The sequence below is a fragment of the Thalassospira sp. MIT121401 genome (assembly GCF_047125595.1).
GTDB classification, from domain to species: Bacteria; Pseudomonadota; Alphaproteobacteria; order Rhodospirillales; family Thalassospiraceae; genus Thalassospira; species Thalassospira povalilytica.
This window is the reverse complement of record NZ_CP138926.1, coordinates 291,635-303,991: the sequence shown is the minus strand read 5'-3', so window position 1 is coordinate 303,991 and position 12,357 is coordinate 291,635. Positions and strand designations below refer to the sequence as shown.

The following is a 12,357-nucleotide window of genomic DNA, read 5'->3' as shown; positions in this document are numbered from 1 at the left end:
AGGTTGGATATGGAAGCAACTTCGGGAATGCCGCGGCCGGAACTCTTGCAGGTCGCTGATGCCGTTGCCCGTGAAAAGGGCATTGATCGTGACGAGGTTCTCGGCGCAATGGAACAGGCCATCCAGAAGGCTGGTCGTTCCAGATATGGCCATGAGCACGACATTCGTGCCCATATCGACCGCAAAACCGGCGAAATCAAACTTGCACGTTTCATCGAAGTAACCGATGAGATCGAGAACGATTTCACCCAGATGTCGCTCGAACAGGCGCGTATTCGTGATGAAAACATCAATCTGGGTGAATTCCTGATTGATCCGCTGCCGCCGATCGACTTTGGCCGTATTGCTGCACAGACCGCAAAACAGGTTATCGTGCAGAAGGTCCGCGACGCCGAGCGCGAACGTCAGTTCGAAGAATACAAAGACCGCACCGACGAAGTCATCAACGGCGTCGTCAAGCGTGTCGAGTTTGGCAACGTTCTTGTTGATATCGGCCGTGCCGAAGCAATCCTGCGCCGCGAAGAACTGATCCCGCGTGAAACCGTCCGCCAGGGCGATCGCGTTCGTGCGCTGATCCTTGATGTACGTCGCGAACAGCGTGGTCCGCAGATCTTCCTGTCGCGTACCCATCCGACCTTCATGGCAAAACTGTTTGCCCAGGAAGTTCCGGAAATCTATGACGGCATCATCGAAATCAAATCGGTTGCCCGTGATCCGGGTTCGCGCGCCAAGATTTCGGTTCTGTCGTCAGACAGCTCCATCGATCCGGTCGGTGCCTGTGTCGGTATGCGCGGTTCGCGTGTTCAGGCCGTTGTTGCCGAACTGCAGGGCGAAAAAATCGACATCATCCAGTGGTCGGAAGACCCGGCAACCTTTGTTGTGAACGCACTGGCCCCGGCCGAAGTCACCAAGGTTGTTCTGGACGAAGAAACCAACCGTATCGAAGTCGTCGTTCCGGACGATCAGCTTAGCCTCGCCATCGGCCGTCGTGGTCAGAATGTGCGTCTGGCATCGCAGCTGACCGGCTGGGATATCGACATTCTGACCGAGGAAGACGAAAGCGAACGTCGTCAGGAAGAAGCACGCAAGCGTGCGGAAATGTTCATCAAGGCCCTTGATGTTGACGAAGTTATCGCCCATCTCCTGGTCGCCGAAGGCTTTACCTCGATCGAGGAAGTCGGTTACGTGCCGCTGGCAGAACTGGCCGAGATCGAAGGTTTCGAGGAAGAAATCGCCGAAGAACTGCGCAACCGTGCACGTACCTTCCTTTCCGAAGAAGCCGAACGTCTTCAGAAGCGTCGTGAAGAGCTCAAGGTTGCCGATGATCTGGTCGAATTCAATGGCCTGTCGCTGGCAGTTGTTGTTCGCCTTGGTGAAAACGACGTCAAAAACCTTGAAGATTTCGCCGATCTGGCAAGTGACGAGCTGATCGAATATATCGGTGATGCCGACAACATGACCATGGATCAGGCCAATGATCTGATCATGGAAGCGCGTCGCAAGCTGGGCTGGTTCGATGGTCTTGAAGAAGAGACCGAAGAAGCAGCCGAAGGCGAAGAGGCTTAAGGCCGATCGGAGGACACCATGTCGCATCGCAAAGGCGGCAAGGTAGCCGAGGTTCCGGAACGCCGGTGCATTGTCACCGGCGAGACCCGGAACAAGGAAGATCTTCTCAGGGTTGTGATCGGGCCGGATGGTTCGGTTGTACCCGATCTTGAGGAACGGCTACCGGGACGGGGATTATGGTTGTGCCCGTCGCGGGATGTGATAAATACCGCCTGTGCAAAAAACGCTTTTGCCAAGGCGGCGCGGCAAAAAGTCGTGGTCGACGCCGCGCTTGCAGACCGGATCGAACAGCTGCTGACGCAGAAATGTCTTGATCTGTTGTCGCTTGCGCGCCGCGCCGGTCAGGCGGTTGCCGGATTTGAAAAGGCCCGCGCCCAGATTGCCGAGGGTGCGGCTCTGATATTGGCAGCACGCGATGGTGCTGCGGACGGAAAATCCAAGATCGAGGCCAAGGCCCGGGATCTGCCGATTTATTCCGTTCTGGATGCTGCTGAAATCGGCGCGGCCTTTGGCCGTGAAAAAGCAGTACATGTGGCTGTTGCGCCAGGTGGTCTGGCCAAACGGCTGGGCCGTTCCCTGAAACGGCTGCAAGGATTTCGCGCAGTCTGACATCAGACAGGCGCCGGACGGACAGGACAGGGTCGGCATTGGAAGTCGATCCCGCAGGAAATGAGGAAGTTGGACGGATTATGAGTGATCGCGATCAGGAGAAGAAACCGCTGAGCCTCAACAGATCGAAGCTTGAATTGAGCAAGACGGTCGAGGCAGGGCAGGTTCGCCAAAACTTCTCGCATGGACGGTCCAAATCTGTGACCGTCGAAGTGCGTAAGAAGCGTACATTCGAAAAGAACGAATCCGGTCGCTTCCGTGAAGTGAAGAAGGATATCGTTGCTGAACAGGCACCGGCTGAAACGCCGGCACCGGAAGCCAAGAAGGAACCGGTCGAAGAGCCGAAATCGCGCCCGGCTGCCGAAGATCACGGCAACCTGACCGATAGCGAGCGTGCTGCCCGTATGGCTGCTTTGAAGGCTGCTGAAGAGCGCCGCAAGCAGGAAGAGGCCGACGCCGAAATCCGTGCGCGTGAAGAAGCTGCCCGCAAGGCCGCAGAGGAAGAAGCCCGCAAGGCCGAGGAAGCCAAGGCTGCCGAAGCAGCCAAAGCCGCAGAAGCAGAAGCCAAGGACAAGGACGAAGTTTCTGTTGAAGATGTTGAAAAGCAGCTTGCTGCCTCGACAGCCAAAGGCAAGACCTCGAAGCCGAAACCGGCTGCTACGCCGAAAGCCAAGGAAGACGATGTGATCATGGGCGAACCGGCAGAACCGCTGGTTCCCGAAGAACGTCGTCGCGCTGCCCCTGCGACTGCCAAGCCGAAAAGCCGCAAGGAGCAGGACGAGGAAGATGCACGCAAGGCCGCGCGCAAGCGCGCCGAAGAAGAAGCCCAGGGCCGTGCAAACCGTGGCAAGGCTGATGATGGTCGCCGTCGTGGCAAGCTGTCGATCGCCAATGCAATGACCGGTGACGAAGGTGGCCGTCGTCGTTCCATGGCATCGATCAAGCGCCAGCAGGCCAAAGCCAAAGCCCGTGCCATGGGCCCGCAGAAACCGAAAGAGAAAATCGTGCGTGACGTGACCATCCCGGACGTTATCACCGTTCAGGAACTGGCCAACCGTATGGCTGAACGTGCAGCCGACGTGATCAAGACTCTGATGAGCATGGGCGTCATGGCGACCATCAACCAGAGCCTGGATCCCGATACGGCACAGCTCGTGGTCGAAGAATTCGGTCACAATGTAAAACGTGTTTCCGATGCAGACGTCGAAGAAGCACTGGTTGTTGCAGATGACAGCGAAGAGCAGCTGGTCGGTCGCCCGCCGGTCGTGACCGTCATGGGCCACGTTGACCATGGTAAAACCTCGTTGCTTGATGCGCTGCGTTCAACTGACGTTGCCGGCGGCGAAGCCGGTGGCATTACCCAGCATATCGGTGCCTATCAGGTCACCATGGCAACCGGTTCGAAGATCACCTTCATCGATACCCCGGGCCACGCCGCATTTACCGAAATGCGTTCGCGCGGTGCGAAGGTCACCGATATCGTGGTTCTGGTTGTTGCTGCCGATGACTCGGTCATGCCGCAGACGATTGAGGCCATCAGCCATGCCAAGGCCGCTGGTGTTCCGATGATTGTCGCGATCAACAAAATCGACAAGCCGGGTGCCAACCCGTCCAAGGTCAAGACCGAACTGCTTCAGCACGAAGTCGTGGTCGAGGAAATGGGTGGTGACGTTCAGGCGGTCGAAGTTTCGGCCAAACAGCGCACCGGTCTGACCGAACTTGAAGAAGCAATCCTTCTTCAGGCAGAGGTTCTTGACCTTAAGGCCAACCCGCAGCGTGTTGCCGACGGTGTTGTTGTTGAAGCCCGCATGGAAAAAGGCCGTGGTTCGGTCGCAACCGTTCTGGTTCAGCGCGGTACCCTGCGTACGGGTGACATCTTTGTCACCGGTCCGGAATGGGGTCGTGTCCGTGCGCTGGTTGACGATCACGGTACCCGTGTCCAGGAAGCAATTCCGGGCATGCCGGTCGAGGTAACCGGTCTGAACGGTGTTCCGTCTGCCGGTGATGACTTTGTGGTCGTTGAAAACGAAGCCAAGGCCCGCGAAGTTTCCGACTTCCGTCAGCGCCGTATTCGTGAAACCCAGGCTGCCGCGATGAAGAAATCCGCGCTTGAGAACATGTTCTCGCAGAGCGGTGACGTCAAAGAGCTGCCGATCGTCATCAAGGGTGACGTGCAGGGTTCTGTCGAAGCCCTTATCGGGACGCTTCAGAAACTCGGTAACGAGGAAGTTTCGGTTCGCGTTCTGCATAGCGGTGTTGGCGGTATCAACGAATCCGACGTGACGCTGGCCCGTGCATCCAATGCACTGATCATCGGCTTTAACGTTCGTGCAAACCAGCAGGCCCGTGAACAGGCCCGCCGCGACAACGTTGATATTCGTTACTATTCGATCATCTATGATGTTGCTGATGACATCAAAAAGATGCTGTCGGGCATGCTGTCTCCGGAAGTTCGCGAGAAGTTCCTGGGCTATGCAGAAATCCGCGACATCTTCACCATCTCTGGCAACAAGATCGCCGGTTGTATGGTCACCGAGGGTATTGTCAAACGCGGCGCGGGTGTCCGCCTGCTGCGCGACGATGTCGTTATTCACTCTGGCGAGCTGTCCACGCTCCGTCGCTTCAAGGACGAAGTCAAAGAAGTCCGCGAAGGCTATGAATGTGGCATGTCGTTCGCCAAATATAACGATCTCCAGGTTGGCGATATGATCGAGTGCTTCGAGAACGAGGAAATTGCCGTCGAACTGTAAGACGGTGAGGAACTGAAATGGCGAAGCAACCAGCCAAAGCACCAAGTCAGCGACAGCTCCGAGTGGCGGAAGAAATCCGTCAGGCGCTGTCGCAGGCGCTGGAGCGTGGAGATATTTACGATCCGGACCTGACCCGTCGCCCGGTAACCATTACCGGCGTCAATCTTTCACCGGATATGCGCAATGCTATGGTATCCTTTACCCCGCTTGGCGGCGGTGAGGCCGAAACGTCGCTTAAGGCGTTGACGCGTCAGAAAGGACACCTGCGCAACCATGTGGCCCATACGGTGCACATGAAATACGTGCCGGCATTGCGTTTTGTCGAAGACAAAAGTTTTGATGTCGCCGACCATATTGGCGCCCTGCTGCGTGATCCGCATGTCGCGCAGGATCTGGTGGATGGCCGGTCTGGTGACCAGGAAGATGAGGACGACTGATGGCGCGTCGCCGTCGCGGTAAAAGCATTAATGGCTGGCTGGCGGTCGACAAGCCCCTGGAGATCACCTCGTCAACGGTGGTCAATCAGGTGCGTCGCCTGCTGGATGCCAACAAGGCCGGACATGGCGGAACGCTTGATCCGCTGGCATCGGGCGTTCTGCCAATTGCCTTTGGCGAAGCAACCAAAACGGTTGCATATGTCATGGATGGCAGCAAAAGTTATCGTGTAACGCTGAAATTCGGCGAGGCACGCAGCACGGACGATGCCGAGGGCGAGGTTATCGAAACCTCCGACCACCGTCCGACTGAAGACGAAATCAAGGCTGTGCTGGGTGAATTTATCGGTGAAATCCAGCAGGTGCCGCCAAAGTTTTCGGCGATCAAGGTCAATGGCAAGCGTGCCTATGATCTTGCGCGTCGCGATGAAGACGTGGTGTTGAAGCCGCGTCCGATTCTGATCAAGGATCTTCGACTGGTCGAAATGCCGGATCGCGATCACGCCGTGTTCGATGTTGTATCGGGCAAAGGCGCATATATGCGATCACTGGCGCGCGATATTGCGCTGCGCCTTGGCACTGTCGGCTATATCGCCGCGCTTCGCCGGACATCGGCGGGGCCGTTTTCGGAGGAAAACGCCATCCCCCTGCAGGAATTGCTGGAGATGGACCCCGAAGAGGTGATGAAGAAAATGCTTCCGGTTGAGACCGCGCTGGACGACATCCCGGCGCTGGCCTTGACCGAAGTCGAGGCGCAACGCCTTTCGTCTGGCCAGCCTGTCGGGCTGTTGCCGGTCGCAAAGCGCAATGCTCTCGAAAACCCCGTCGTGCAGGACGAAATCGTCTGTGCCATGCTCCATGACCGCGCGGTTGCGTTGGCGGAGATCAATGGTGGCGAAATACGGCCTGTGCGTGTTTTTAATCTCTAAAGGCGAAAGGATGCCTGATGTCGATTACTGCTGAACGCAAAGCTGAGCTGATCAAAGAATACGCTCAGAAAGACGGTGACACCGGTTCCCCCGAAGTCCAGGTTGCAATCCTGAGCGAGCGGATCAAGAACCTCACCGAGCACATGAAAGAACATAACCACGACTTCCATAGCCGTCGTGGTCTTCTCATGATGGTTGGTCAGCGTCGCCGCCTGCTGAAGTATCTGCAGCGCAAAGACCAGTCGCGTTACGAGAGCGTTATCGAACGCCTCGGTATTCGCCGCTGATTTCAAACTGCGGCGGAGGGTGACCTCCGCCGTCGTTTTTTATTGTTCCGGTGGATCGGGACACGAGAAGCAGGGTCGGATGGGCCGACCCGATGCTTGCGCCGGACCCATTAATTATGACGCTGTTATCAAAGCCTCATAATTAATGTGTTCGGAACTCGTGTAGTATTCCGGGTCCGCCAGAGGTTTGTAAGAGGAAGAGAAAATAATGTTTAATGTCGTCCGTAAGGAAATGCAGTGGGGCAATGCCAAACTGGTTCTCGAAACCGGTAAGATTGCCCGTCAGGCCGATGGTGCCGTCAAGGTAACCTATGGTGAAACCGTCGTTCTTTGTACTGCTGTTGGCGCCAAGCAGCCGCGCCCGGATGTCGACTTTTTCCCGCTGACCGTCAACTATCAGGAAAAAGCATTTGCCGCTGGCAAAATCCCGGGTGGTTTCTTCAAGCGTGAAGGCCGTCCGTCGGAAAAGGAAACCCTGGTTTCGCGTCTGATCGACCGTCCGATCCGTCCGCTGTTCCACCCGCAATACCGCAACGACACCCAGATCGTTTGTACCGTTCTGTCGCACGACATGGAAAACGATCCGGACGTGGTTGCCATGATCGGTACCTCGGCAGCACTGACCATTTCCGGTCTGCCGTTCCTCGGCCCGATCGGTGCTGCGCGCGTTGGTTACAAGGATGGTGAATACCTTCTGAACCCGTCGACCGAAGCCATCAAGGAAAGCGACCTTGATCTTGTTGTTGCCGGTACCCGCGACGGCGTGATGATGGTTGAGTCCGAAGCATCCGAACTGTCCGAAGAAATCATGCTTGGCGCTGTCAAGTTTGGTCATGACCAGTTCCAGGGCGTTCTTGACCTGATCATCGAACTGGCAGAGGAAGCTGCCAAGGAACCGCGCGAAGTTGCAGAACTTCCGGACGGATACGATGCGCTGGTCGAAAAAATCGCAGCCCTTGGCACTGATAGCCTGACCGCTGCCTATGCCAATGTCGTCAAACAGGAACGTTCGGCCGCTGTTGCCGCTGCCAAGGCAGAAATCGTCGAGAAACTTGGCGATGAAGTTCCTGACGAACTCAAAGGCAAGGTTTCCTCGATCATCAAGGATCTGGAAAAAGACATCGTTCGCGGTGCGATCCTGAAAACCGGCAAACGTATTGATGGCCGTACCGGTGCTGACGTTCGTCCGATCATGGGCGAAGTTTCGGTTCTGCCGCGCTCGCACGGTTCGTCGATCTTCACCCGTGGTGAAACCCAGGCACTGGCTGTTGTTACCCTTGGTACCGGTCAGGACGAGCAGATCGTTGATGCGCTTGACGGTGAATACCGTGAAAGCTTCATGCTGCATTACAACTTCCCGCCCTACTCGGTCGGTGAAGCTGGTCGTATGGGTTCGCCTGGCCGTCGTGAAATCGGTCACGGTAAACTTGCATGGCGTGCCCTGCATCCGTTGATGCCGAGCAAGGATGTCTTCCCCTACACCACCCGTATCGTTTCCGAAGTCACCGAATCGAACGGTTCTTCGTCGATGGCAACCGTTTGCGCAAGCTCGCTTGCCATGATGGATGCCGGTGTTCCGCTGGCACGTCCGGTTGCCGGTATCGCCATGGGCCTGATCAAGGAAGCTGACGACTTTGCCGTTCTGTCCGACATCATGGGTGACGAAGATCACCTTGGCGACATGGACTTCAAGGTTGCAGGTACCGAAAACGGCATCACCTCGCTTCAGATGGACATCAAGATCACCTCGGTGACCGCAGACATCATGCAGATCGCGCTGAAACAGGCCCGTGACGGTCGTCTGCATATTCTTGGCGAAATGGCCAAGGCCCTTCCGGAAGCACGCGGTGAAGTTTCGGGCAATGCGCCGACCATCACCCAGTTCTCGATCCCGAAAGACAAAATTCGTGACGTCATCGGTTCGGGCGGCAAGGTCATTCGTGAAATCTGCGAAGAAACCGGTGCAAAAGTCGACATCGAAGACGATGGTTCGATCACTGTCGCACATACCGACGGTGCAAAAGGCAAGCAGGCTGTGGATTGGATCAAATCCATCGTTGCAGAACCTGAACTGAACCATATCTATGACGGTAAGGTCGTTAAGGCTGTTGATTTCGGTGCGTTCGTTAACTTCTTCGGCGCCCGCGACGGTCTTGTTCACATCTCCGAACTGGCACCTGAGCGTGTCAAACAGGTTTCGGATATCGTGAAAGAAGGCGACCAGGTTAAAGTCAAGGTCATCGGTTTCGATGATCGCGGCAAAATCAAGCTGTCGATGAAACGTGTCGATCAGGAAACCGGTGCCGACCTCGAAGCAGGCGACGCCGAATAAGCTGAACGGTATGCCGGGCGACGATAAAAACAAGACGTCGCCCGGCACTCTGAGCGATACCGTGGTGTCGCTGGCAAATGCCGAATGGGAGAGACGAAGTTGAAAGCCCTTAATCCGCTCGTCATGTCGGGTAAAGAAGTCTTGCCGGTTATCGAAGGTGGCAAAGGCGTTGCTGTATCGACGGGTAAAAGTTCCGGCGCATGGGCTGCTGCCGGCGGTATCGGGACTTTTTCCGCTGTGAATGCCGACTCGTATGACGAGAACGGCAATCTGGTTCCGATCGAATATGCAGGAAAAACCCGCGGTGACCGCCATCAGGAACTGATTGCCTATGGTATCCGCGGCGGTATTGCCCAGGCCCAGATCGCACATGAAATGCGCAATGGCGAAGGCCGTTTGCATATGAACGTGCTGTGGGAAATGGGTGGTGCCGAACCGATCCTTCATGGTGTGCTTGAAGGTGCAAAAGGCCTGATTCACGGGGTAACCTGTGGGGCGGGCATGCCATACAAGATTGCCCAGATTTCGGCCCAGTATGGTGTCCATTACTATCCGATCGTGTCATCGGCCCGTGCCTTCCGTGCATTGTGGCTGCGGTCATACAAGAAGACCCCGGAATGGCTGGGCGGCGTGGTCTATGAAGATCCGTGGCGTGCCGGTGGCCATAACGGCCTGTCGAATTCCGAAGACCCGCTGGTGCCCGAAGATCCGTTCCCGCGTGTCGCGGCACTGCGTGAATTCATGAATTCGGTTGGTCTGAATGATGTTCCGATCATCATGGCCGGCGGGGTCTGGTTCCTGCGTGATTTCGAAGACTGGATCGACAATCCGGAAGTTGCCCCGGTGGCCTTCCAGTTCGGGACCCGTCCGCTTCTGACCCAGGAAAGCGAGATTTCCGACGAATGGAAACAGCGTCTGACCCGTCTTCAGAACGGTGATGTGTCGCTGCATAAATTCAGTCCGACGGGCTTCTACAGCTCAGCTGTGCGCAACGACTTCCTTGAAGATCTGCATCAGCGTTCCGATCGTCAGGTCCGCTATTCCCGTACGGCTGAGGCCGACCTGCATGTCGGTATTCCGCTGGGTCGTCGTGGCCGTCCGATTTATGTGCGCGAAGACGATGCGGATAAGGTCCGGGCATGGCTTGACGCCGGGTACACCGAAGGCATGCCGACCCCGGATGACACCATGGTCTTTGTCACGCCCGAAAGCGCATTGACGATCAAAAAAGACCAGATCGATTGCATGGGGTGCCTGTCACAGTGCCAGTTCTCCAACTGGGAACAGCATGAAGGCACGACCGGCAAGCGTGCTGATCCGCGGTCCTTCTGTATTCAGAAGACGCTTCAGAACATCGCCCATGGCGCAGCGGTTGAAAACGAACTGATGTTTGCAGGTCACAATGCCTACAAGTTCGGCGAAGACCCGTTCTATGCCAATGGTCACATCCCGACCGTCAAGGAACTGGTCGATCGGATCATGACTGGCGACTGATTTGCCTGACTGCAAAACAAACCAAAAAGGGGCCGGATTTCCGGCCCCTTTTTGCTATTTGTGCGAAAAATCACATGCCTGCCTTGCAATCTTGGGTAACATGGCAAACCGAAGCTGCATTAACCGGGGATATTGCAGCGTTCTGTTTGGGAGATATGTATGATTTGGCTCGTTCTTGGTCTGATTTTTCTGCTTGTTGCAGTCGTTATATTTGTTAAAGGGCTTCCGCCAAGCCGTCCGGTGATCGGTAAAGTGGCATCAGTGACATTGCTTTTTGTTGCTCTTATTTGTTTTGCTTCGACGTCTTATGTGTATGTCGGGGGTAATCAGGTTGCCCATTTAAAACGCATTTATGGTGGCAGTTCGCTTCCAGCAGGCCGTTTGATTGCACTTTCGGGAGAAAACGGTTTTCAGTCCAGAATTCTGTCTCCGGGCTTCCATTTTGAGCCGCTCCTGACTGTTATCAACGATGTCAGTGTTCTTCCGATGGTTGAGGTTCCACCGGGATTTTACGGGTTGATAGAAGCGCGCGACGGGAACCCGTTGCCGTCCGGTGCGGCCTTTGCTGCCCCTTGGCCTGAAGATGAAGTCAAGGACATGCTTGATGCGTCATACTTTCTGCAAAATGGCGGGCAGAAAGGTCTTCAGACGACTGTCCTGAAACCGGGTGTTTATCCGCTTAATCTTTATCTTTTCAGGGTGAAAATAGGTGAAGGAAATGTCGAGGTTACTTATGACCTTGAAGGTCGTACCGATGCAGACGGGTCAACCGACACCCTGATTACTGAAATCCCTGCCGGGTTTGTTGGTGTGGTCAAATCAAACGTTCAGGAACGTCCCGGATCTGAATGCAAGGAGATCACAAATAGCGATGTAAGTGCTTTGAGCGTCGCGTTGGTACCTCGCGGATGCAAGGGAATCTGGGAGTCCGTTCTCAACCCTGATGCTTATTACATCAACCGCGAGGCCTATGATGTGACCCTCGTTGATACGAGGGTTCAGACATGGAAATATCGTGGCGGTTACGTCAAGCGTTCCATCAAGCTGAATGTCGATCAACAAGGCAAGATCGGTCAGACTGAAACTACAGACAAGGTTGTATTTAACCCAAACGATGACGCTGACCGTGCAATTGTGGTCAAGGTCGAAGGTTGGGAAATACCGCAGGAAGTTCGCGTGCTTGTTCAGGTAACACGTGAAAACGCGCCTTATGTTGTCGCGTCTGTTGGCAGCTTGCGCGAAATAGAAGATCGGGTCCTTACCCCAACAATTCGTTCGATTGTACGCGATGTTGCTGGTGGCTCGATCCAGTTGCCAAGGGTCGATGGCGGCAGCGGATATGCCGTTCGAAAAACACGAGTTCTTGATCTGATTGAAAATCGAGAGGCTTTGCAAAATACCATTGAGCGGAAGGTCCGTGTCGAAGGCGACAAGGCAGGCATCAACATCAAGGAAGTAAGGCTTGGCGAACCGGTTATCCCGCCCGAGCTTCTGGTCGCACGTCAGCGAGAGCAGCTGGCAAGCCAGCTTGCCGCGGCCTACCAGCAGGAAAAACTGTCGCAGGATGAACGGATCAAGACAGAAAAATCCCGTGCTACAGCCAATCAGCAGTCAGAGCTGGTCAAAGCAGAGATTGATGTTGAGATTTCAGAAAAGCGAAAGCTTGAGCGCAAAAACCTTGGCGAAGCAGAAAAAAGCTATCTGACGGCTTTGGCTGATGGGCAGATGGCCCAAGCACAGGTTTTGGGCGAGGATCGCGTGGTTATGTTGCAGGCTCTCGAGAAGTTCCTGGCGACACTGGAACGAAAACCTCAGCTAGTTGAGCTGGTATCAAAGCTTGTCCCCGAAGTGTACGTTTCGGGTGATGGCGCTGACGGTTTGGGTGGTGCAGCCGCGATTTTGCGGGGGACAGGTATGTTCAGCGGTTCTGAAAAATCTCCGAATTGATTTCGCGAT

Annotated in this window: 9 protein-coding genes; all 9 read left to right on the top strand. The window is 55.5% G+C overall.

Translation table 11 applies throughout. The features are described 5' to 3' along the window. Positions 1-9 precede the first annotated feature (9 nt). Positions 10-1,566 (top strand): transcription termination factor NusA, encoded by a 1,557-nt coding sequence (gene nusA / locus SIB88_RS01370; protein WP_101246766.1) that lies wholly within the window; start codon positions 10-12, stop codon positions 1,564-1,566. A gap of 18 nt (positions 1,567-1,584) precedes the next feature. Beyond that, the gene (locus SIB88_RS01365; RefSeq protein ID WP_101246767.1) at positions 1,585-2,175 is read left to right on the top strand and encodes an RNA-binding protein; all 591 of its coding nucleotides are present in this window, start codon (positions 1,585-1,587) and stop codon (positions 2,173-2,175) included. A gap of 80 nt (positions 2,176-2,255) precedes the next feature. Then, positions 2,256-4,925: a translation initiation factor IF-2 gene (gene infB / locus SIB88_RS01360; RefSeq protein WP_101246768.1), complete on the top strand. Its 2,670-nt coding sequence runs from the start codon at positions 2,256-2,258 to the stop codon at positions 4,923-4,925. A gap of 17 nt (positions 4,926-4,942) precedes the next feature. Beyond that, positions 4,943-5,362 carry a 30S ribosome-binding factor RbfA gene (gene rbfA, locus SIB88_RS01355; protein ID WP_101246769.1) on the top strand — a complete coding sequence of 140 codons (420 nt, stop codon included), beginning with the start codon at positions 4,943-4,945 and terminating at the stop codon, positions 5,360-5,362. Continuing rightward, on the top strand, positions 5,362-6,288 hold the full coding sequence (gene truB / locus SIB88_RS01350) for a tRNA pseudouridine(55) synthase TruB (protein ID WP_101246770.1): 927 nt from the start codon (positions 5,362-5,364) through the stop codon (positions 6,286-6,288). Before rbfA ends, truB begins: the two co-directional genes overlap by 1 nt. Before the next feature lie 17 nt (positions 6,289-6,305). Continuing rightward, positions 6,306-6,575: a 30S ribosomal protein S15 gene (gene rpsO / locus SIB88_RS01345; RefSeq protein ID WP_101246771.1), complete on the top strand. Its 270-nt coding sequence runs from the start codon at positions 6,306-6,308 to the stop codon at positions 6,573-6,575. 208 nt (positions 6,576-6,783) lie between these two features. Next, on the top strand, positions 6,784-8,907 hold the full coding sequence (gene pnp, locus SIB88_RS01340) for a polyribonucleotide nucleotidyltransferase (RefSeq protein ID WP_101246772.1): 2,124 nt from the start codon (positions 6,784-6,786) through the stop codon (positions 8,905-8,907). Positions 8,908-9,006: 99 nt separating this feature from the next. Then, positions 9,007-10,401 carry an NAD(P)H-dependent flavin oxidoreductase gene (locus SIB88_RS01335; protein WP_101246773.1) on the top strand — a complete coding sequence of 465 codons (1,395 nt, stop codon included), beginning with the start codon at positions 9,007-9,009 and terminating at the stop codon, positions 10,399-10,401. A 159-nt stretch (positions 10,402-10,560) separates the two neighbouring features. Continuing rightward, complete coding sequence (locus tag SIB88_RS01330) at positions 10,561-12,348, top strand: SPFH domain-containing protein (protein ID WP_101246774.1); 1,788 nt, start codon at positions 10,561-10,563, stop codon at positions 12,346-12,348. Positions 12,349-12,357: the final 9 nt, after the last annotated feature.

Coding starts and splice junctions, on each gene's coding strand:
- nusA (WP_101246766.1), top strand. CDS start 10: ATGGAAGCAACTTCGGGAATGCCGCGGCCGGAACTCTTGCAGGTCGCT.
- SIB88_RS01365 (WP_101246767.1), top strand. CDS start 1,585: ATGTCGCATCGCAAAGGCGGCAAGGTAGCCGAGGTTCCGGAACGCCGG.
- infB (WP_101246768.1), top strand. CDS start 2,256: ATGAGTGATCGCGATCAGGAGAAGAAACCGCTGAGCCTCAACAGATCG.
- rbfA (WP_101246769.1), top strand. CDS start 4,943: ATGGCGAAGCAACCAGCCAAAGCACCAAGTCAGCGACAGCTCCGAGTG.
- truB (WP_101246770.1), top strand. CDS start 5,362: ATGGCGCGTCGCCGTCGCGGTAAAAGCATTAATGGCTGGCTGGCGGTC.
- rpsO (WP_101246771.1), top strand. CDS start 6,306: ATGTCGATTACTGCTGAACGCAAAGCTGAGCTGATCAAAGAATACGCT.
- pnp (WP_101246772.1), top strand. CDS start 6,784: ATGTTTAATGTCGTCCGTAAGGAAATGCAGTGGGGCAATGCCAAACTG.
- SIB88_RS01330 (WP_101246774.1), top strand. CDS start 10,561: ATGATTTGGCTCGTTCTTGGTCTGATTTTTCTGCTTGTTGCAGTCGTT.